Below are 21,686 nucleotides of genomic sequence, written 5' to 3' on the forward strand. Positions count from 1 at the left end.
AAAAAATACTTATTTAATAATTACCTTATGGTTCATACTAACATTAGTACCTTCAATATTCAATACATAAATTCCAGATTGAACATTGTTGACATTTAATGTCATAATATTATTAAGTTCTCCTGATTGCGAAAGGACTTTTCTTCCATTAATATCGAAAAGTGTTGCCTTAACATTACCAAAGCTTCTATTGACCTTGATATTTATATTATTATCTGTTGGATTAGGATAAATTTTAAAGTCACTTTGGTTAAATTCATTAACACTTAAAGTAGTACAATTAGCTAATGAAGGATCATTTTCATCTGGCATAGTAAAATCTTCTACTTGATCTGTCATAATAGTTGGAAACCCTTGAGAAGCGTTAACACCTAGTCCTCTATTAGCAAAAACTTCCCAAATTAAACATTGGTCTTCTCCTCCAGTTAAAGCCATATCTGCCGCTAGGATAGCATCTCTACCTTGAACAAATCCAGGACTGCATGGTTGTAACTTAAGACCATCTATTACTATTTGCATGACCTTATTATTACCTCCTGTTCCATTGTATAAATCTGGATCAAAACCATATTTATCTATGTAAGCCCATGTTAGATCCCATAAAACAGTTCCCCAAACAAAGCCTATATTATGAACACTATCATTCCAATTGACTGGATTGCCATTAGTATCATATCCTAATAAGGTGTCATTATTTGTAGCTCCATAAGTATAATTATTTGCAGACATATCTGTTGTATACTGCACTGGTCTAATACCTACTCCTGCTGCACTTTGGCCATCTGCATAAGTAGCAATACCTCTTAAATCCTCAGCAACATCATCTGAATCTAAAGTAACCATTAGAGCAAACCAGTCTGACCATCCTTCGCCCATTTGTTCTCCATTTTGTAAACAATTACTATTGTTTGGACCACCTGTTAATCTTGTTGAAATACCATGTCCATACTCATGAGAAACAATCCCATTATCAAAACTTCCATCTCTTCTAAATGCATTATTAACTATTGTAGCGTTGATCACATCTCCATTTTGTAAGGAATTTATTATTGGTTGACCATTATCATAATTAATGAATATTGATGGAATTGTAAATTCTGGAGTTGATTCTCCAGCCATATTAACATACTCTACATAGTTAGGGTCGTTATCAGGGTTATTATGATTAACCATAATAACTGCAACTGCTCCTGCGTTTTGTGCAAACTGTATTTTTTCTACAAATGAGCAATTACCTCTTTTTATTACAGCTATTTTTCCATTAACTAAAAACCAATTAGATAATGCACTACATCCTTCTTCTGGATTTGCAGAGCCATCACTCACTAAAGCTAAATCTGCTGTAATTGGTGTAGAAGATGGTGCTGTTATATTATTCCCTGGTCCTGTTGCTGGATACGAAGCAGTATAACCACCAGCTAAAGAACCTGTATTAATAGTTAGTGGTTGTGGGTCATCAACTTCTGACCATAAGTACATTTGCATATATGGATTTGTACCTTCAGGAGGAGTTCCAAATACAGCGTTATTAAGAGAGCTACCATCTTGTCCATCTGCATAAACATAATCTCCTCCTAAACCTCCATTACCATAGTTATTTTCTTGAAAATTACCACTTTCTTCATCAAAACCATACTTATACCAAATATCATGCATTACATTATTCATGTAAAATAAATTAGTTATAGATGGATCTTGGTAACTGTTAGGATCTTGATTAATATTCAAGTTAAAGTCAAAGTTTAGATTATTTGTTCCATCTGGAGAGTATCCTGTTCCATCATTGCCATTTATATCCTCTTGTGCCCAAACATTATTACCTCTAGTTATAGTATATTCAGCACCTGAAACACCATTAACATCATGCCATCCATATGGGGAAGCTAATGGATCTGCCGGTTCAATAACTAATGATCTATCTCCATGGTTGGGGCTTTCAATAGGTAAAGCAAAAACGTTATACTGTGATCCATCAACCATAAAGCTTTCTTCATTAAATAACTTAAATGTTGATGTATTATCTTTTATATTATTTTCAATCTCGTGGTTGTGTAATTCATGATCTCCTTCAAAACTACATTTAACCATCCAATTTGTTTTATCAATAATATCACCTGACAAGGCGTCAATCCTAACACTCCACCAGTCTTGCCCATCTATAGTATGTATACTTAAATCCCAAGATAGTTTTAAATTATTTTCTTCATCTAAAAAGAACACTAATTTAACAGGGATATCACTCTTAGAAATCCCCCCATTTGAAAACAAATATCTAAAGCCCTTCTTTTCGATATTTTCTAAACCTATAGTACTGCCTAAGTTTAGTTTAGTAGCAACTTCTAGAATAGCTTCTTCTGCTGTCAATTGTGGCGATGTTGAATTAACCTTACTAGCAATATTGGCCACAAAATTGTTTGCGTAATAAAAAACACTATTATCTTTTATAGCTAAACTTGACGTAGCGTTAAATATTTCTATTCCTTGATATCGCTGATTTAAATATAAGTGGGTAAGCTTGGTACTCTTAGAAAAAACTTCTTTATCGATAACAATGTCATTAAAATCATTTTCAAGCAAGTTAAATTCTTCTTTATTTTGGTTAAAATAGTCTTCAACTATTGCTTGATATTTAGAGTTTAACAGCAAGTCTTGCGAAAAAGTAGTTGCTGACATTAAAAACATACTCAAAAAAACAAAGAGATAGAGGTAATGCTTTTTCATTTTTTTATCTTTAAATTTAGATTGTATAATTAGTTTAGACGCAAATATATACAGTAACTTACTTTTTCCTACTCAAAAAGCACTAAATTTTAAACCTAACCTTTCAAATTTTGGTAATTTTGTAAACTTTCACCTTATTCTTTAAACAAATCTATATTCTGTATGAAGAAACCTTCTTTAAATCTTATTAACTCACCAAAAGATTTAAAAAAACTTTACGTAAGTGATTTAGAGCCTTTAGCCAAAGACTTAAGACAATTCATTATAGATATTGTTGCCACAAAAGAAGGGCATTTAGGGGCTAGTTTAGGGGTTGTTGAGCTTACTATTGCTTTACATTATGTATTTGATACTCCAAACGATTTATTAATTTGGGATGTTGGTCATCAAGCTTATGGTCATAAAATACTTACAGGAAGACGTGATATTTTCCATACAAACAGGCAACTTAACGGTATAAGCGGCTTTCCCAAACGCACAGAGAGTGAATACGACGCCTTTGGAGTTGGACATTCTTCAACCTCCATTTCTGCGGCATTAGGAATGGCTATCGCTTCCAAATTAAAAGGAGAAAACAAACATCATATTGCTGTAATTGGAGACGCCTCTATTGCTAGCGGCATGGCGTTTGAAGGCCTAAATCATGCCGGAGTTACTAAAGCCAACTTATTAGTAATTTTAAACGACAATGCTATTGGTATAGACCCAAGTGTTGGTGCCTTAAAACAATACCTAACCAATGTTAAAAAAGGCACTCAAAAACAAGACAATATTTTTGAAGCCCTTAACTTTAATTATTCCGGCCCAATTGATGGACATGATATTCCCTTATTAATTAATGAGCTGGATAGATTAAAATCTGTTGAAGGCCCAAAGCTGCTTCACGTTATAACCACTAAAGGAAAAGGATTAAAGCAAGCTGAAGAAAACCAAGTTAAGTATCATGCACCTGGTAAATTTGATTCTAAAACAGGAGATCTTTTACCCAAAAAAGCTAACGGTAATGAACCGCCAAAATTTCAAGATGTTTTTGGAAAAACCATTGTAGAACTAGCCCAAAAAAACGACAAAATTGTTGGTATTACACCAGCCATGCCCACAGGAAGTTCTTTAAAATATATGATGGATGCCTTTCCTGATCGGGCTTTTGATGTTGGCATAGCCGAGCAACATGCTGTAACACTTTCAGCTGGTATGGCAACACAAGGTTTTATGGTGTTTTGTAATATTTATTCAACATTTCTTCAACGAGCCTACGATCAAGTTATACACGATGTTGCCTTACAAAAACTGCCTGTAATCTTTTGTTTGGATCGTGCTGGTTTAGTTGGAAATGATGGTGCCACACATCATGGTGTTTTTGATTTAGCTTATCTAAGATGTATTCCTAATCTTATTATTTTTGCACCAAGAAATGAAATTGAACTTCGCAATATTCTTTACACAGCTCAATTAGGTTTAAACAAACCTATTGCTATTCGTTACCCACGAGGGAGAGGACAGATTATTGATTGGCAACAACCTTTTAAAGAAACACCAATTGGTAAAGGGGTTAAATTAAAATTTGGAAGCGACGTAGCTATTTTAAGCCTAGGAAGTATAGCACAAAACGTGACTAAAGCTATTGACAAAATAGAAAACAACGAAAAAGTTTCTCATTACGACATGCGCTTTTTGGCTCCTTTAGACGAAAATTTACTTCATGAGATATTTTTAAAATATCATACCATTATTACAATTGAAGATGGAACTATAATTGGTGGTTTTGGTAGTGCCATTTCTGAGTTCTGCACAAAACACAAGTATAAAAACACTATTAAAATACTAGGTATCCCAAACCATTTTATAGAACATGGAACAACAAAAGAATTGCATCACATTTGTAAAATTGATGCCCAAAGCATTAAAGCACTTTTAGAAACATTAATCTAAATCGGTATTTGAATCGACATAAAACTGTTGGGAATCTATTTGAGGATTACTGTTCGTATTTGCTTCTTTAATAACCAAAATACATGCAAATATTACAAAAAGAACAACCAATACACCAAGTAAGTTTTTTCTCATTTTAAGTAGTTAAGTAAATTTGGAATGTAAATATACGCTAAAATAATATTTGTAAAAATTATATGTTTTGCCCCATCAGTTTTAAGTAAGTTTCTTTTATCTTACCATCAGACAGTTTTGAAATGTAATTACAAATAGACATTAAGTTGTTATATAAATCGTCATGATTTAGATTAACAGTTTCAGGCAAAGACCTAAGAATTAACTTATCGAAATTTGTTAAATTACCATCAGCTTTATTTTGTACGGTTTTGGTGTAAACATGTAGTAGTTTATTTATTACTTCGTAACCTACAATCTCCTTATCGATAACTTCTTGAGATTGATAAATGTTTTTAACACTAAGAGCTATAATATCATTTATTTGCGCTTCATATGAACATTTGTCTAACAATGCATGGGGAAAGTCGTTTTTCAAAATAGATGCTTCATTATCTAAAAACACTTCAACGGCTTCGTTAATTAATGTATTAATTGCTAAAGCTCTTAAATAACTTACCCGATCTTGAGTATTAGATAGATTATGGTATTTCTTAGTATTAATATTAGTTTTCACTAATTTGATTAAATATTCTAATGCATACTCTTCTTGAATTAACCCTAAATTAATACCATCTTCAAAATCGATTATAGTATAACAAATATCATCGGCAGCTTCTACCAAATATGCTAATGGATGACGTGAAAAGCTTACACTATCATCTTTCCCTGTACTAATTAATCCAAGCTCTTTGGCAACATCTAGAAACACCTCTTTTTCCGATTGAAAAAACCCATACTTCTTATCAGCTATATGTGTTGTTGGCTTTTTAGGTAGTGACTCTTTAGGATATTTCATAAAAGCACCTAAAGTAGCATAACTTAATCGCAAACCACCTTCTCTTCCTTGGCGGCTTTCGGTTAAAATTTTAAACCCGTTAGCATTACCTTCAAAATCGCATAAATCTTGATATTCTTTAGCGGTTAAAAAGGACTTAAAATGTGTTCCACTACCATTTTTAAAAAACTCACCTATGGCTTTCTCTCCCGAATGTCCAAATGGCGGATTCCCTATATCATGAGCCAATGCGGCGGCGGCTACAATAGCACCAAAATCGTTAGCTTGATACCCGTGTACCGTATTTAAGTGCGGATACTTCTCCAGTAACTTGGCACCTACTTTTCTGCCTAGCGTTCTCGCTACAACACTTACTTCTAAGCTATGAGTTAATCTGGTATGCACAAAATCGATTTTCGACAATGGAATAACTTGTGTTTTATCTTGTAGACTCCTAAACTCTGAAGAAAAAATAACGCGATCGTAATCTACTTCAAACCCTAATCTGGTTTCATCTTGCTCTTTTCGCAATCTTTTATTAGTGTCACCAAAACGCTTTAACGATAGTAATTGTTCCCAGTTCATCTTAATAGTTTAAAGCGTGCAAGATAACCATTTCAATGTTAAATTAATGTTTGCTACCACAACTATATTAGGCTAGCTGTTAACACTAATTAAACATTATAATCATATAGGTTTAATTCTCAATTAACCTAGACTTTACAATGTAGCTGTTTCTTTGCGCCAATAAATCAATGCAACTTAAATAATTTAAAAAAAGTAAAATGAGAAAATTAACTTTAGCCGTAATAACACTATTATCATTAGTTTTAACAGGCTGCTTTAAAGATGACGACACACCTATCGTAATCGAGGAAACTACAATTAACAACAATAACTCTGGTGGTGGTAGCGAAGATACATGCCCTACTATAATAAAAGCTGGTGGTATTGCTATAGACGAAACTTGGACTAACGACAACATTTACATATTAGACAGAAAAGTTGTTGTTATGGATGATGTTACACTTACTATTGAGCCAGGAACTATTATTAAAGGTCGTGCTGGTCAAGGATCATTATCTTCTGCATTAATTGTTGCTAGAGGTGGTAATATTCAAGCTATCGGTACTCCAGAACAACCAATTATATTTACATCAGAAAGCGATAACATTTCTTGTGGTGAAACTGCTGGAACTAACTTAGATGAAACTAACCAAGGGCTTTGGGGTGGTCTTTTAGTAATGGGCTATGCGCCTTGTTCTTTATCAGGAGATGTTGAAGAAGTGCAAATTGAAGGAATTCCTGCTGATGATACGTTTGGTCTTTATGGTGGTACAGATCCAGAAGATGGTTCTGGTGTTATTAGACACGTATCTATTAGACACGGTGGTACTTTAATTGGTGAAGGTAACGAAATTAACGGATTAACACTAGGTGGTGTTGGTAGAGGAACTGAAATAGACCACGTTGAAGTAGTTGGTAACGTTGATGATGGTATCGAGTTCTTTGGTGGAACTGTAGATGCTTCTAACTTATTAGTTTGGGGACAAGGTGATGACGCTCTTGATATCGATCAAGCTTATTCTGGAACTATTGACAATGCGGTTATTATCTTAGGTGGAAATTCAGACCATGCTTTAGAAATTGACGGTCCTGAAGGTTCTGCTGTAGGATCTTACACACTTCAAAATGTTACTATGAAAGGTAACTTAGATACTGCAGGTGGAGAATATGCAGACTTTAGAAGTAACGCCATGGGTGCAAACAACAATATCTACGCATTTAACTTTAAAGAAAGTTCAGATGTTGAAATAGATAACGACGGTGTTGCTAACAACTATAACAATGGCGACTTAACATTATCTAACTGGGAAGTTGCATTACCAACAGGTGTTGCTAACGTATCAGACATTTTCAACAATACTTCATCAGTAAGTGCACCTAACTTTGGTACCGAAGCAACTGCTGTTACTCAAGGAAGCCAAACTACAGGAGCTGATACATCTGTTTTCATTTGGACATACGCAAGCGAAACTGGAGCTTTAGACTTCTAAACAAAACAATATTTAAGCACTAAAGCTCACCTAAAACAATTAGGGCTTTAGTGCTTTTTTTAAATCTTTCTTAAAGATTAGGAATAGCTATAAACACTTAAACTCATACAAGTTTTTATAGTAACATCTGAAAGTTAAGAAATAACAAAAAAGCACAGATGGAAAAAAACAAAATATTACTCACGCTATCTTTGTTGTTTGTAACTTTATTAGGTTATGCACAAACAGGTAAAGTAGCTGGTACTATAATTGATGGTGAATTTGTTGACCCTATGCCTTTTGCCAACGTCATTATAAAAAACACCACTAAGGGAACGACTTCAGATTTCGATGGGAAATATGAATTAGAACTTGAGGCTGGTACTTACACTTTAATTTTCTCTTTTGTTGGTTACGAAACCAAAGAAATAAGTGACGTAGTTATTAAGGCAAATGATGTTACCGTATTAGATGTTACGCTAACGACAAATTCATTAGATGAAGTTGTTATTACAACAAGCGTTAAAAGAAATACCGAAAATGCCGTTTTAAATATGCAGCGTAAATCTGCTGTGGTTATGGATGGGCTTTCGGCACAAAGCATAAAGAAAACAGGAGCAAGTAACATAGCAAGTGCTGTAAAAAGTGTTCCTGGAGTTTCTGTACAAGGTGGAAAATATGTGTATGTAAGAGGTCTTGGAGATCGTTACACAAAATCTATTTTAAATGGTGTTGATATTCCTGGGTTAGACCCAGACAGAAACACCATTCCTATGGATATTTTCCCTACCAATATTATCGATAATGTTATTGTTCTTAAATCAGCAAATGCCGATCAGCCAGCCGATTTTACTGGTGGTATTGTAGATGTTATCACTAAAGATTTCCCTACAAAAGCTGAATATAGTATCTCTGCTGGTTTTGGTTATAACCCAAACATGCACTTCAAAGATAATTTTTTAACTTATGAAGGTGGAGACACAGATTTTTGGGGTTATGATGATGGTACAAGAAACTTACCAATTAACAGATATCAACCAATTCCTACTACTAGTCCAGACGCAAATGGCAGACCACCTAGGTTACTTTTAACTTCGTTAACCAATAGGTTTCAAGAACAATTAAAAGCAGACAAAGCAACAAGTGCTCCTAATTTTAACTTAGGACTAACCGCAGGAAATCAGTACGAGGTAGGTAAAAATGGTAACAAATTAGGCTATTTAGCTTCTGCTTCATATAAAAACAACACTACATTTTATGAAGATAGAATTGATGGTGCTGCCATAAAAGATGCAGACAAAAGTGTATACCAACCTCGCTATTCTTTATATAGTAAAGGTAGCGAAGGGATAAACGAAGTATTAGTTAATACGCTTGTGGGGTTAACGTTTAAAACCGATTTGTCTAAATATAGATTTACGGCACTTCATATTCAAAATGGCGAATCGTCAGCAGGATTCTTCGATCAGGATTTATCTCAAGATAACACCGGTGGAGCTTACGAAGATGTTGTAAAAGACGCTTTACTTTATACCGAACGTTCTATTACAAACTTTAACCTAAGTGGTAGCCATAAACTAGGCGCTAATTCTGGTTGGGATTTTGATTGGACCTTATCTCCATCTTTCTCTAAAGTAGAAGATAAAGATCATAGAATTACACCTCTTGTTGTAACACAAGAAAATCAATATATAATTGATCCTAGTACAACGACAAACCCTACCAGACTTTGGAGAAACTTACTAGAAGAAAGTTGGGTGTTTAAAGCAGATTTTGATAAAAAGTATGAACTATTTAACAGACCTGCTAAATTTCAAGTTGGGGGTAATTATGTGTATAAGTTTAGAGACTTTAGTATTGATGAGTTTTTCATGACTGCAACAAACAACATTGTGCCTAATGGAAATACAAACTTACTGCTAATGGATGAAAACTTATGGACACCAGAAAGCGGTGAAGGCACACACCTAGTTACCACAGGTAATCAAACATTTAAACCATCTAATGCTTACGAAAGTGAACAAATGGTGTATTCTACATACATCTCTAACGAGTTTAACGTAAGTGAAAGTTTAAAAGCCATTGTAGGACTTAGAACAGAATTATACCAATTATTTTATACTGGAGAAAATGCTCAAGGTGACGAAGTTTACAATAGACAAAGTACTATTGATAACTACGATTTGTTCCCTTCGGCCAACTTAATTTATGCCTTAAATGATAACTCTAACTTAAGAGGTTCTTATTCTAGAACAACTGCTAGACCATCGTTTAAAGAAGCGTCTAGAGCACAGATTTTCGACCCTATTACTAACAGAACATTTATTGGTAACGGTTTTGGTATTTATGATGCCAACGGCGATATTATATTTGATGCTGTTAAGCCTACATATATCAATAACTTTGATCTTAGATATGAATTGTTTAGAGACAAAGGACAAATGATTGCCTTTAGTGGATTCTACAAAGGTTTTAAAGATCCTTTAGAAGTAACCTTCTTCCCAACATCCGCAGAGCAATTAACAATTGCCAACCTTGGTGATGCTACCGTAGTTGGTGCAGAAGTTGAATTAAGACAAAATTTTGGATTTTTAACCAACAACTTAGAAAAACTAAGATTAAACGTTAATGCCTCATACATCTATTCAGAATTAAGCATGTCTGATAGTGAATACGACAGAAGAGTTTTAGCGGCTAGAGATGGTGAAACCATTGATAGAAAAAGAGAGCTACAAGGCCAATCGCCGTACTTAATCAATGCTGGTTTCGATTACGATAATGACGATATGGGCTTACAAGCTGGTTTGTTTTACAACGTACAAGGCGAATCATTAGAAGTGGTTGGTACTGGTCAAATCCCAGATGTTTACACCAAGCCTTTCCATAGTTTAAACTTTACGTTTAGCAAAAAACTTGGTGAAAACAAAAAGTCTTCTATCGACTTAAAAATAAATAACATTCTTGGTGATGAAAGAGAAAGTTTATACGACTCTTACAAAGCTAGTCAAGAATTAATTTACACACAAAGAAAGGTTGGAACCGAGTTTTCTATTGGTTATAGTTACTCTTTCTAAGAATAGTTAGTTGTTAATACAAAAAAAGCTCTCAAGAAATTGAGAGCTTTTTTATGTTATAAAAAACTTGAACTTGCTTTAATCTCTTACAGCAATAGTTGAGCTGTTTTTCCATTCGTTAACTGTAGCCATTCTAGAATCTACAAAATCTACCTCTTTTAAGGTATCTTCTGTCCAGAAAAACCATTTACCAACTTTCGTACCGTTTTCGTATTTTCCTACAGCTAGTTTATTTCCTTGTAAATCAAAACTAGACCAAGTGCCATGTAATTCACCTGCTTTATTAAAAAAACCATGTTGCTTAACAACACCGTTATCGTAATAATAAGTCGCTTCTGTTAAATTACCTTTTTTTTCGTATTTTGGTTTAATAGTATCGCTACTTTGGGCAAAGGCTAACCCAAAACATAACATTAAAACTATTGATAATATATTTTTCATGATAAATTAGGTTTTATTAATACTTACATAACAAATATACATCTTTATTTTACATTAAAAAAACATTTACGTAACATTAAATTAACATTAGAATTTTAATTCGCTGGTTTTTAGGTTTTTAAAAATTAAATAAATTAAAAATTTAACATTGGGAGCTTAAGTTTTCCTTTATTTAATTAAAACAAATACAACTAATTGCTAAGGAAATATAAATAGAACATAACATTAGCTTAACATAACATTATGCATAATGTAAGAAATTTGCTGATTGATAATTTTGACTGATTTCAATGGAAAACATTTACATTTATATGCTTATCGCCTTGGCCGTATTAGCCATCGCAGATTTAGTAGTTGGCGTTAGTAACGATGCGGTTAATTTTTTAAATTCTGCTATTGGCTCAAAAGCCGTATCATTTAAAACTCTAATGATTGTTGCCAGTTTAGGTGTTGCTATGGGAGCTCTATCTTCAAGCGGTATGATGGAGGTTGCTAGAAAAGGTATTTTTAACCCAAGCGAATTTATGTTTAACGAAATCATGATTATTTTCATGGCGGTTATGTTAACCGATATTCTCCTCTTAGACTTTTTTAATACGTTAGGTTTACCAACATCAACAACTGTTTCTATTGTTTTCGAGTTGTTAGGAGCTTCAGTTTGTATGGCACTTATTAAAATATCTGCTGACGATTCGCAAACCTTATTAAACATTACAAACTACATTAACAACGAAAAAGCTATAGAAATTATACTCGGCATACTCCTCTCGGTGGTTGTGGCATTTTCTGTTGGGGCGTTTGTTCAGTTTATTTCAAGATTACTCTTATCGTTTAAATTTAACGAAAAACCATATTGGTATGGCGCACTATTTAGTGGATTTGCCATTACATCAATTATGTATTTCATCTTAATAAAAGGGCTTAAAAGTGCTGCTTTTATGAGTCCTGAATTTATGACTTTAATACAGACTAATACAGTCTTATTTGTGGCTATTAACTTTATTGTTTGGACCGTTTTGTCTGTTTTAATCATTAAGCTATTAAAAACCAATATTTACACTATAATAATTATTGTTGGAACTTTTGCTTTGGCTATGGCTTTTGCTGGTAACGACTTGGTAAACTTTATTGGCGTACCAATAGCTGCATACAATTCATTTGAAGCCTGGTCTGCAAGTGGCCTTTCACCTACCGAATTTAACATGAGCATACTAGCGCAAAAAGTTCCTACACAACCGTATTTACTACTAGTTGCTGGATTGGTTATGGTATTAACCTTATGGTTTTCAAGCAAGGCTAAAGCTGTTGTAAAAACATCGGTAGATTTATCTAGACAAGACGATGTAAAGGAACGTTTTGAACCTAATTTCTTATCAAGAAATGTTGTTAGATTATCAATGGGACTATCTAATATGTTTAACGACTTATTGCCCAAATCAAGTAAAACATTTATTGAAAATCAGTTCTCCAAACCTACTTTAGCTTTATCTAAAACCAAAACTGCTAGCAATGAAGACAAACCTGCTTTCGATTTAGTTCGTGCGGCGGTAAACTTAATGGTGGCTAGTGTGTTAATTTCTATTGCAACTTCCATGAAGTTACCACTATCTACAACCTATGTAACATTTATGGTGGCTATGGGTACATCTTTAGCCGATAGAGCTTGGGGAAGTGAAAGTGCTGTGTATCGTGTTGCTGGTGTATTTAATGTTATTGGTGGTTGGTTTTTTACTGCCTTAAGCGCTTTTGTTGCTGCTGCTATTACAGCTTACTTATTAAACTGGAATGTAAAAGTGATGGTACCTGTACTATTATTTTTTGCTATTCTACTTTTAGTTAGAAATTATATTTCACATAGAAATAAATCTAAAGAAAGTAAAGCCGAAGACCGTTTAGAACGTGCCGAAAGTAGTTCTGTACAAGGGGTTATTCATGAAAGCGCCGATAATATATCTAATGTTATAAAACGCGGTAATAAAATTTACACCAATGCTATTGAAGGCTTAGCTAGACAAGATTTAAATACCCTAAAGAAAAACAAGAAACAAGTTAATAAGCTAACAAATGAAATTGAAGATTTAAGAGATAATATCTTCTATTTTATTAAAAACTTAGACGAAAAGAGTATTAATGCGAGTAACTTTTATATTAACATTCTTGACTATTTAACAGATATGGCACAATCTCTTGAGTACATTTCAAGAGCCAGTCATAAGCATGTAAACAATAATCACAAAAAGCTTAAATTTAGTCAAATTAAAGAGTTAAAAGATCTTGATGAGACGATGGCTAAATTATTTGCCGAAACTCGAGATGCATTTTCATCGTATTCGTTTGAAAAGATAGAAGAAGTACTAAAACAAAAACCAGAAGTATATAAACACATTACTTCAAAAATACAACTACAAGTAGAGCGTACAAGATCTGAAGAGTCTAGCCCTAAAAACACCACATTATACTTTAGTGTATTGTTAGAAACCAAAGACCTTTTAGATGCTACTTTCGATTTACTAGAAGAATACAATCAAGCTCATGATGCTTCTGTAACACCTGCTAAAGTTACTAGCGAAGGAGAAGAATAAAATATCTTATTTAAATAAATAATAAAAAGCCATCAAAAACTTGATGGCTTTTTACGATTAATAGCATACTTTTTGTATAAAATATATACCCCTTAAATAATTAATAGCACAGCTAATATCTAATAAAAAAATCGTCTTTGAAAAAGAATTGTATAATTGGTAGTAAATAATGTATAGTTGGCAAATAGGAGATAGAAAACAACCGCAATACACGCCTTTTAACACCTATTATACAAAAAACAGAACCAACAATACAAATTACAGTTAACTAAAACGATATATGCTTATATTTGAATATGATAAAAGCTGTAATTGTAGACGACGAACCAAAAGCTATACAAAGTTTAACTTGGGAGTTAAGCGGTTTTAAAGAGGAGTTAACCATTATAAACTCCTTTACCCAACCCGAGCATGCTATTACCTACCTACAACAAAATAATATTGACTGCTTGTTCTTAGACATAAATATGCCAACTATGGATGGGTTTCAGTTTTTAGATAAACTGGGGAAACAAAACTTTTCGGTTGTTATTACAACAGCCTATAATGAATTTGCCCTTAAGGCAATAAAAAACGAAGCTATTGATTATCTACTTAAGCCCATAGACTCTGATGATTTAAAAGAAACCATAAAAAAAATAAAAAAGCATTATACAAATAGTGTTGCCATATCTAAAGTTGAAGAAACCCTTATTAACTTTAATAACAATACTCAAAAAAATAAGGTTACTATAAATGCCGATGGGAAATTAGTTTTTTTAAATACCAACGACATTCTTTATGTAGAATCCGATGGTAATTATTCAACCATATTTTTAGAAAACAATCAAAAAATGGTGGTTACCAAAAAACTAAAAGAGATGGATGCTATTTTACCCGAAGATAGCTTTTTTAGAATTCATAACTCTTATATTATAAACCTAAATAAAATAAAAGAATTTGTAAAGACCGATGGTTATGTTGTTATGACATCTAACCAACAAATCCCTGTTGCTAGGCAACGAAAATCTAAATTTCTAGACAAAATATAGCTTCATGTTATGTAAAAAGACCATCATATTACCTTTTAAGCTTTTAATGTTAATAGCGCTAAACTTTTTAGTTTATACTACCAAAGCACAAACTATTAAACCAGATTCAGCTTTTGTAGAAACTGTTAATTCAATTCTTAAAAACAAGCCTACTCATTATCGGTACTTAGACTCAGTTTTTAAAAAACATAAAAACGATTCTATAAAAATGTCTTTTTTACTTGAAAAGGTAACAAAAGCTAATTACCTAGAAGGTGAAGGCTTTGCACATAACATGCTAGGCATTATTTATAGAAACACCTCACAGTACAACAAGTCTATTACACATCACGAACAAGCTAAAGTAGCCGCAAAAAAAGCCAAAAATATCGAGCTTGAAATTGTAAGCTTAAACATGCTTGGTGTAAATTATAGAAGACAAGACATTATTAGATTAGCCCTGGACAATCATAAAGAAGCCTTAGATTTAGCCGAAACTGTAAAAATACCTTCAGAAGACTTAAAACGTAGTATAGCTGTTTCACAAAACAGCATGGGAAATATTTTTTTAGCCTTAAAACAATACGACTCTGCCTTAGAGCATTTTAAAAAATCGCTCACTATAGAAAAAGCATTAAATAACAAATTAGGTTTAGCTATAAATTACCACAATATTGGTTATGCACAAGAAGCCAAAAATCAAATAGACAGCGCCTTAACAAACTATAAAATCTCATTAAAGTATAATAACGACATAAACTCTGTTATTGGGCGCATTATTTGTAATAATAGTATTGCTAAAATTGAAATAAAAAAAGGGCATTATGATAAAGCATTACCTTTAATCAATTCTGCTATTAAAAACGCTACTCAAGAAAAAGATCAATTTTACATTGCTACCTCCTATCTTAATTTAGGTTTGGTTCAACTTAAACTTAATCAACTAGAACAAGCCAATACCAGCCTAACAATTGCTTTAGATATTGCCGAAGAATACAACTTAAAATCTTCGGTTGTAACCGCCTACGATTACCTCTCGCAACTCTACGAAAAAACTCACGACTACAAACAAGCTTTAAAGTATAATAAGCTACACCAAGAACTAGACGAAACCATAACCAACGACCGAAACCTACAATACGCCAATGGATTAATTATTAAGTATGAAACCGAAAAGAAAAACAATCAAATTCAAGCATTAGCCAGCGAAAATGAAATTGTAAAACTAAAACTAAAACAGAATAAAAACTTTTTATTGTTTAGTATAATTGGAGGTTGCCTAGCTTTAGTCATTATGGTTATTCTATATAGACAACATAAATTAAAAAACGAGAAAAAAATTATAACGCTAGAGCAAGAAATGCTAAGAAATCAAATGAACCCACATTTCATTTTTAATTCTTTAAACTCTATCAAGCTGTATATTATTAACAATGAAAAAGAAAATGCCGTTTACTACTTAAATAAATTCTCCAAACTGATTAGAAAAATTTTAATCGCCTCAACCGAAAAAGAAATTAGTCTACATGACGAACTTGAAACTATGGCACTTTACATGAACATTGAAAACATAAGGTTTTCCAATGAAATTGATTTCTCCATTTCTATTAATGATAATGTAAATACTAGTCTAGTAAAAGTACCGTCGCTTATTCTTCAGCCTTTTTTAGAAAACGCTTTATGGCATGGGTTATCATCAAAAACTGGCGACAAGAAAATTACCTTAGAGGTATCTAAAGATTCTCCAGATTTTGTTACTATACGTATTACCGACAATGGTATTGGCAGGGAAGCTTCAAAAAAAATACGAGAGCAAAAAAAGCTAAAAAGGAAATCGGTTGGTTTAGATATTACTAAAGCACGTTTGGCAAACTTCTCCAAACATTACGCCAACGATTATAGTATAGAAATTGTAGATCTTTATTATGACAATAAAGCCTCTGGCACAAAGGTTATTGTAAATATTCCTGTAAGAGCAATAGCTTTAAAAACAGCTTAAGACCTAAGCTTTTTGGCTGTTTTTTCTAGTTCCATATACCAATCTTCGCCAAATTTTCTAATTAAAGCGTCTTTTACAAACTTATAAATGGGCACCTGTAGCTCAGCACCTAATGTACAAGCATCGTCGCAAATGGGCCAACGATGGTAGTTAACCGCAGAAAACTCGCTATAATCCTTAACGCGAACAGGGTATAAATGGCAAGACACAGGCTTTTTCCAATCTATAACACCTTTATTATGGGCTTCTTCAATAGCACAAAGTGCCATACCATTTTCGGCAAAGGTTACATAAGCGCATTCAGCGTTGTTTACTAGAGGCGTTTCTAACTCGCCATCTTCTGTTGTAATAAAAGCACCTTGTTTTTCAATCGCCTCAACACCTTCTTTTCTTAAAAAAGGTTTTACTTTTTCATAAATATCGTCAAGAATATCGGCTTCTTCTTCATCAAGTGGTGCTCCGGCATCGCCATCTACACAACAAGCGCCTTTACAGGCAGAAAGATTACACACAAAATCCTTCTCGATAATATCTTCTGAAATAATTGTTTTTCCTAATTGAAACATGCTACAAAGGTAAGGCTTCTTCTATAAAATTTTGCTCAAAAAAATAATGGATTTTAGTAATGATTATTCAAACATAAATAACGAGATTTGCAAAAAATTTTAAAATTAAAAATCATGCAACTTAATATAAAAGAAATAGTTACAGCTTTTATGGTATTATTTGCCGTAATTGATATTGTTGGTAATGTGCCTATTGTTATTGATTTAAGAAAAAAAGCGGGTCATATACAAAGTGAAAAAGCCTCGATTATTGCTGGTGTAATTATGATTGTTTTTCTTTTTATAGGACAAAACATTCTCTCGCTTATTGGTATTGGCGTAAATAGTTTTGCTGTTGCGGGTGCCTTTATACTATTTTTTATCGCACTTGAAATGATTTTGGGTATTACGCTCTATAAAGAAGACGAAAGCACCTCTATGACGGCTTCTGTATTTCCTTTAGCGTTCCCTTTAATTGCTGGCCCTGGTAGTTTAACTACATTGCTTTCTTTAAGAGCAGAATTTCGTTTGGAAAATATTATTGTAGCAGTTATTTTAAATGTTATTATTATTTATGTCGTGTTAAAAACATCCTCTAAAATTGAGCGTTTAATAGGTCAAAATGGGATTAACATTATTAGAAAAATATTTGGTGTTATTTTACTTGCCATTGCCGTAAAACTTTTTGCCCAAAATATTAAAGTACTTTTAGCATAAAATCTATATGAAAATATTTTCTACCATAATAACCGTTTTAGCTTTAGCATTAATTGTATTTAATGTTACAAAAATTAATTTTGGCGCACCTTTTCAAGGCGATAGTATTATTGCTTTAATTACTATTTTGTGTGCTTTATGCGCTATTGTATTGCTTCAAATTTTAAGGATTTCTAAAAAAATTCAAAGTAACTACAAAAAGTAAATTATGTTTGATGTTTTAATTATTGGTGGCGGTGCTTCTGGAATGTCTTGCGCTCTTGTTTTGGGCTCTGCTAAAAACAAAGCGTTTGCCAAAGACAAATCTATAGGTATTGTTATGCATCAACGTAATTCGCACCTTCAAGAAGCATTATTTAATAATGTTCTAGGTGTTACACCAGGCACTACAGGCAAGGATATTTTAACTAATGGAAAATCGCAATTGACTACATTATATCCTCATGTTGAACAAATTGAAAAAGAAAAAGTCTTAGAAATAACAGAAACCAACGAGGTGTATACTGTAACTACCAACAAGAACACATACAAGAGTAAACTAGTTGTTATTGCAGTAGGCTATACAAATCTTATTAACATAAAAGGATTAGAACATTTTATTGAGCCGCATCCTAGAGCTAAAGCTGAAAAAAATAGAATTTGGTTAAAGAATGACAATCACCTTATTAAAAAGGGACTTTATGTTGCTGGAACACTTGCAGGATGGCGCAGTCAGTTTGCTATTGCTTCTGGAAGTGGCGCGCAAGTTGCTACCGATATTTTAACGCTTTGGAATAATGGTGAACACACTAAAGTTCATGATAAAATATAAGTTAAGGAGTGTTACTTAACTCGATAACCTCATCTATTACAAGATCATTTCTATTTATAACCTCTTCAAAAGCACCATTGCCGTATAACTGGTTGGCTAAGGTGGCTTTTATGTAATGCTTTATTTCTTCATTATAAGCCACAAAGGTAATATTGGCTTCGGTTTTTTCGTTTAAATAATCTTGAAACTTAAGCACAATATCATCATTCAATTCAAAATCGTTTATAAACTGCTCTCTAGAGATACCATCGTAGGCATGTCTATCCTCGTCAAGGTATTCAAACACAAAGTTACTTATAAAGCCACGTCTTTTAAGAAACATGATAGTTTCGTTTTGCATGCCTGTATCTAATGGCACAAAAACATCTGGTATAATCCCACCTCCTCCATAAACAATTTTTCCTTTTGGGGTGGTAAATTTTAACGAATCGTCGACTATTATTTTATGTTCGTCTAATAATTCGCCACTCTCTACTCTTTCGTAGTACTCGTCGTAATAATCTTTTTTTCCATTTTCATAAGATCGTTGTATAGATCTTCCAGTTGGCGTGTAATATCTGGACACGGTAAGTCTTACTGCACTCCCATCGCCTAACTCCATTTCGCGTTGCACCAAACCTTTTCCGTAGGAACGTCGCCCTACTATGGTTCCTTTATCGTTATCTTGAAGTGCTCCTGCCACAATTTCACTTGCTGAAGCTGAGTTTTCATCTATTAAAACGTAAATTTTTCCATTTTCAAAATCGCCTTTACTTGTGGCATAACTTTTATTAATATTGCCACGTTTGTTTTTTGTAAATAAAATGAGTTTACCATCTTTTAAAAACTCATCGACAATTTGTTCTGCGATTCCTAAAAATCCTCCAGGATTACCGCGAAGGTCTAGGGCTAATTCTGTTATTCCTTGACTTTGGAGTTTGTTTAATTCTTGTTTAAATTCTTTATACGTTGACTCGGCAAAGCGATTAATTTTTATGTACCCTAGGTTACTAGTAAGTTTATAAGCGGCATCAACACTTTTAATGGCGACATGATCTCGTTTAATTTTAAACGTTAATAGGTTGTCTTCTCCTCTACGAAGGACTTTAAGATTAACTTCAGAGTTTATAGGACCTTTTAGCTTATTTACAACGTCGTTATTTTGTAGTTTCTTGCCGTAAACAGTATCACCATTAGCAAATAATATACGGTCGCCTCCTTTAATTCCTGCTTTTTCACTCGGGCCGCCTTCAACAGTTCTAATTACGGTAATGGTGTCTTTATAAGTGTAAAAGTTAATTCCTATACCTACAAAATCGCCTTTCATATTATCTGTTACACGTTGCATATCTTCGCTTGGAATGTAAACAGAATGTGGATCTAGATTATCTAAAATGCCATTCACGGTAACATCAACTATACTGTCGGTATTTACATCGTCTACATATTCGTAGTCAATATAATCTATAAGTCTGTTGAGTTTGTCTTTTTTACTGTTAGATGTAAATAACCTATCGGAAGCATCGGTAAAGTTTAATTTTCCGCCAATAAAAATACCTGCTGCTACAGCAACTCCTATTACTAAAGGCAAATATTTTTTATTGAAACGTTTCATGTTTTAAACCGTTGTATGTTCTATTAATTTAAGTTCGATACCTGCTTTTTTAAGAAACTCTAATCCAGAATTGTCTTTATAGGCTTGATTATAAACCACTCTTACAATTCCTGCTTGATGTATTAATTTGCTACACTCTTTGCACGGCGAAAGTGTTATATATAACGTGGCACCTTTACAGGATTGCGTGGATGAGGCTACTTTTAAAATAGCATTAGCTTCGGCATGAAGCACGTACCATTTGGTATACCCTTCATCATCTTCGCAAAAATTTTCAAATCCTGTTGGTGTACCATTGTAACCATCGGATATAATCATCCTATCTTTTACAATAATTGCGCCAACTTGTTTTCTATTACAATAAGAAAGTTTTCCCCATTCTTGGGCCATTCTTAAATAAGCTTTATCGTACTTAAGTTGCTTATCGTCTTTCATTTAAAAAGTATAATATAAACGAATATAATTGGTTGTTTACTGAAATACAACCTATTAAAGTATTTTCACAAAATTTTAGGTTTCAATTTAGATGCTTTTAAGAGATAAAATCGCTCTGTAAAATCATTGGTATAACTAATCCTACTACTATAGCCGAAATAACCATAATCCAATCGCGTTTAGAGAAGCGGAAAATAGTTTGCATAATATACCCCAGAAACAATACTATAAATACAACTATAACTTGTGCTATTTCTATACCTAAAGCAAATTCTACTAGTGTTAATAACTTATTATCTGATCCTCCTACCAGCATTCTAAATTCTCTTGCAAAACCTAAACCATGGATTAATCCAAAAAATAGTGTTGAAAAAAATAATACTCCAACACGCTCTTTTTGGGCGCCTTTACCTGCAGTAAACACATTAAACAAAGCTACAACTAGAATAGAAACTGGTATTAAAAACTCTACTAACTGTCCATTTACATGAACAACACCATAAGAAGCTAGAACCAGCGATAATGTATGGCCAACGGTAAAGGTAGTCACCAACAACAAAACTCTTTTCCAGTTTTTAAATAAGTAGGGGACTGTTAAAACGATTAAAAATAAAACGTGATCGTACGCATTAATATCTAAAACATGATAAATGCCATACTCCACATTAAACCAAAAATTTTCAAGCATTATTTATTGTAGTTTTGGGGTTAAATATTTTGAACTTGCCCAAATATACAATATAACAAAAAAAGTACAGCTTTACGGCTGTACTTTATTTTGTTGTACTCGAGGTGGAAATCAATTAAATTAATTTCCATATTCTCAAAATACTTATA

Annotated in this window: 17 protein-coding genes; 9 read left to right on the plus strand and 8 right to left on the minus strand. The window is 33.0% G+C overall.

All coding sequences use genetic code 11. The features are described 5' to 3' along the window. Positions 1 to 9: 9 nt before the first annotated feature. Positions 10 to 2,721, minus strand: coding sequence for a T9SS-dependent M36 family metallopeptidase (locus R3L15_RS11920; protein ID WP_338731931.1), 2,712 nt, complete (start codon positions 2,719 to 2,721; stop codon positions 10 to 12). Positions 2,722 to 2,883: 162 nt separating this feature from the next. Between R3L15_RS11920 and R3L15_RS11925 the strand changes: the two genes are divergently transcribed. After that, on the plus strand, positions 2,884 to 4,653 hold the full coding sequence (locus R3L15_RS11925; protein WP_338731932.1) for a 1-deoxy-D-xylulose-5-phosphate synthase: 1,770 nt from the start codon (positions 2,884 to 2,886) through the stop codon (positions 4,651 to 4,653). Here R3L15_RS11925 and R3L15_RS11930 read toward each other — a convergent pair. Both R3L15_RS11930 and dgt read right to left on the minus strand, forming a co-directional pair. Continuing rightward, on the minus strand, positions 4,645 to 4,788 hold the full coding sequence (locus R3L15_RS11930) for a hypothetical protein (protein ID WP_338731933.1): 144 nt from the start codon (positions 4,786 to 4,788) through the stop codon (positions 4,645 to 4,647). The genes R3L15_RS11925 and R3L15_RS11930 overlap by 9 nt on opposite strands. A gap of 58 nt (positions 4,789 to 4,846) precedes the next feature. After that, on the minus strand, positions 4,847 to 6,190 hold the full coding sequence (gene dgt / locus R3L15_RS11935; protein ID WP_338731934.1) for a dGTP triphosphohydrolase: 1,344 nt from the start codon (positions 6,188 to 6,190) through the stop codon (positions 4,847 to 4,849). A 200-nt stretch (positions 6,191 to 6,390) separates the two neighbouring features. Between dgt and R3L15_RS11940 the strand changes: the two genes are divergently transcribed. Together R3L15_RS11940 and R3L15_RS11945 are read left to right on the plus strand one after the other, a co-directional pair. Next, positions 6,391 to 7,662, plus strand: a complete 1,272-nt coding sequence (locus tag R3L15_RS11940; protein WP_338731935.1) for a hypothetical protein — start codon at positions 6,391 to 6,393, stop codon at positions 7,660 to 7,662. Between the two features lie 158 nt (positions 7,663 to 7,820). Beyond that, positions 7,821 to 10,715: a TonB-dependent receptor domain-containing protein gene (locus R3L15_RS11945; RefSeq protein WP_338731936.1), complete on the plus strand. Its 2,895-nt coding sequence runs from the start codon at positions 7,821 to 7,823 to the stop codon at positions 10,713 to 10,715. 78 nt (positions 10,716 to 10,793) lie between these two features. Here the strand turns inward: R3L15_RS11945 and R3L15_RS11950 are convergent, their stop codons facing one another. After that, positions 10,794 to 11,156 (minus strand): nicotinic acid mononucleotide adenyltransferase, encoded by a 363-nt coding sequence (locus tag R3L15_RS11950; RefSeq protein WP_338731937.1) that lies wholly within the window; start codon positions 11,154 to 11,156, stop codon positions 10,794 to 10,796. A gap of 290 nt (positions 11,157 to 11,446) precedes the next feature. On the opposite strand from R3L15_RS11950, the gene R3L15_RS11955 reads away from it, so the two are divergent. The 3 genes from R3L15_RS11955 (at position 11,447) to R3L15_RS11965 (ending at position 16,747) form a co-directional block, all read left to right on the plus strand. Next, on the plus strand, positions 11,447 to 13,738 hold the full coding sequence (locus R3L15_RS11955) for an inorganic phosphate transporter (protein WP_338731938.1): 2,292 nt from the start codon (positions 11,447 to 11,449) through the stop codon (positions 13,736 to 13,738). A gap of 296 nt (positions 13,739 to 14,034) precedes the next feature. Continuing rightward, entirely contained in the window at positions 14,035 to 14,769 is a 735-nt protein-coding gene (locus R3L15_RS11960; RefSeq protein WP_338731940.1) for a LytTR family DNA-binding domain-containing protein, read from the plus strand. Between the two features lie 4 nt (positions 14,770 to 14,773). Beyond that, positions 14,774 to 16,747 (plus strand): tetratricopeptide repeat protein, encoded by a 1,974-nt coding sequence (locus tag R3L15_RS11965; protein WP_338731941.1) that lies wholly within the window; start codon positions 14,774 to 14,776, stop codon positions 16,745 to 16,747. Here R3L15_RS11965 and R3L15_RS11970 read toward each other — a convergent pair. Beyond that, the gene (locus R3L15_RS11970; protein WP_338731943.1) at positions 16,744 to 17,313 is read right to left on the minus strand and encodes a DUF3109 family protein; all 570 of its coding nucleotides are present in this window, start codon (positions 17,311 to 17,313) and stop codon (positions 16,744 to 16,746) included. The two genes, R3L15_RS11965 and R3L15_RS11970, sit on opposite strands and share 4 nt — an antisense overlap. A gap of 114 nt (positions 17,314 to 17,427) precedes the next feature. Here R3L15_RS11970 and R3L15_RS11975 point away from each other — a divergent pair, with 114 nt between their 5' ends. From R3L15_RS11975 to R3L15_RS11985, 3 genes are read left to right on the plus strand one after another with little or no spacing between them, the layout of a single operon-like run. After that, positions 17,428 to 18,009: a MarC family protein gene (locus tag R3L15_RS11975; protein WP_125467738.1), complete on the plus strand. Its 582-nt coding sequence runs from the start codon at positions 17,428 to 17,430 to the stop codon at positions 18,007 to 18,009. A gap of 7 nt (positions 18,010 to 18,016) precedes the next feature. Beyond that, positions 18,017 to 18,214, plus strand: coding sequence for a hypothetical protein (locus R3L15_RS11980; RefSeq protein ID WP_338731944.1), 198 nt, complete (start codon positions 18,017 to 18,019; stop codon positions 18,212 to 18,214). A 3-nt stretch (positions 18,215 to 18,217) separates the two neighbouring features. Next, the gene (locus tag R3L15_RS11985; protein ID WP_338731945.1) at positions 18,218 to 18,820 is read left to right on the plus strand and encodes an FAD-dependent oxidoreductase; all 603 of its coding nucleotides are present in this window, start codon (positions 18,218 to 18,220) and stop codon (positions 18,818 to 18,820) included. Position 18,821: 1 nt separating this feature from the next. Here R3L15_RS11985 and R3L15_RS11990 read toward each other — a convergent pair whose 3' ends face one another. From R3L15_RS11990 to R3L15_RS12000, 3 genes are all read right to left on the minus strand, one after another. Continuing rightward, positions 18,822 to 20,414 (minus strand): S41 family peptidase, encoded by a 1,593-nt coding sequence (locus R3L15_RS11990; RefSeq protein WP_338731946.1) that lies wholly within the window; start codon positions 20,412 to 20,414, stop codon positions 18,822 to 18,824. Positions 20,415 to 20,417: 3 nt separating this feature from the next. After that, on the minus strand, positions 20,418 to 20,849 hold the full coding sequence (locus tag R3L15_RS11995) for a dCMP deaminase family protein (protein WP_338731947.1): 432 nt from the start codon (positions 20,847 to 20,849) through the stop codon (positions 20,418 to 20,420). Between the two features lie 97 nt (positions 20,850 to 20,946). Further along, positions 20,947 to 21,537, minus strand: coding sequence for a HupE/UreJ family protein (locus R3L15_RS12000; protein WP_338731948.1), 591 nt, complete (start codon positions 21,535 to 21,537; stop codon positions 20,947 to 20,949). Positions 21,538 to 21,686 lie beyond the last annotated feature (149 nt).

This window comes from Mangrovimonas cancribranchiae (assembly GCF_037126245.1).
GTDB classification, from domain to species: Bacteria; Bacteroidota; Bacteroidia; order Flavobacteriales; family Flavobacteriaceae; genus Mangrovimonas; species Mangrovimonas cancribranchiae.

Coding starts and splice junctions, on each gene's coding strand:
- dgt (WP_338731934.1), bottom strand. CDS start 6,190: ATGAACTGGGAACAATTACTATCGTTAAAGCGTTTTGGTGACACTAAT.
- R3L15_RS11975 (WP_125467738.1), top strand. CDS start 17,428: ATGCAACTTAATATAAAAGAAATAGTTACAGCTTTTATGGTATTATTT.
- R3L15_RS11965 (WP_338731941.1), top strand. CDS start 14,774: ATGTTATGTAAAAAGACCATCATATTACCTTTTAAGCTTTTAATGTTA.
- R3L15_RS11995 (WP_338731947.1), bottom strand. CDS start 20,849: ATGAAAGACGATAAGCAACTTAAGTACGATAAAGCTTATTTAAGAATG.
- R3L15_RS11990 (WP_338731946.1), bottom strand. CDS start 20,414: ATGAAACGTTTCAATAAAAAATATTTGCCTTTAGTAATAGGAGTTGCT.
- R3L15_RS11925 (WP_338731932.1), top strand. CDS start 2,884: ATGAAGAAACCTTCTTTAAATCTTATTAACTCACCAAAAGATTTAAAA.
- R3L15_RS11960 (WP_338731940.1), top strand. CDS start 14,035: ATGATAAAAGCTGTAATTGTAGACGACGAACCAAAAGCTATACAAAGT.
- R3L15_RS11940 (WP_338731935.1), top strand. CDS start 6,391: ATGAGAAAATTAACTTTAGCCGTAATAACACTATTATCATTAGTTTTA.
- R3L15_RS11985 (WP_338731945.1), top strand. CDS start 18,218: ATGTTTGATGTTTTAATTATTGGTGGCGGTGCTTCTGGAATGTCTTGC.
- R3L15_RS11970 (WP_338731943.1), bottom strand. CDS start 17,313: ATGTTTCAATTAGGAAAAACAATTATTTCAGAAGATATTATCGAGAAG.
- R3L15_RS11945 (WP_338731936.1), top strand. CDS start 7,821: ATGGAAAAAAACAAAATATTACTCACGCTATCTTTGTTGTTTGTAACT.
- R3L15_RS12000 (WP_338731948.1), bottom strand. CDS start 21,537: ATGCTTGAAAATTTTTGGTTTAATGTGGAGTATGGCATTTATCATGTT.
- R3L15_RS11920 (WP_338731931.1), bottom strand. CDS start 2,721: ATGAAAAAGCATTACCTCTATCTCTTTGTTTTTTTGAGTATGTTTTTA.
- R3L15_RS11980 (WP_338731944.1), top strand. CDS start 18,017: ATGAAAATATTTTCTACCATAATAACCGTTTTAGCTTTAGCATTAATT.
- R3L15_RS11955 (WP_338731938.1), top strand. CDS start 11,447: ATGGAAAACATTTACATTTATATGCTTATCGCCTTGGCCGTATTAGCC.
- R3L15_RS11950 (WP_338731937.1), bottom strand. CDS start 11,156: ATGAAAAATATATTATCAATAGTTTTAATGTTATGTTTTGGGTTAGCC.
- R3L15_RS11930 (WP_338731933.1), bottom strand. CDS start 4,788: ATGAGAAAAAACTTACTTGGTGTATTGGTTGTTCTTTTTGTAATATTT.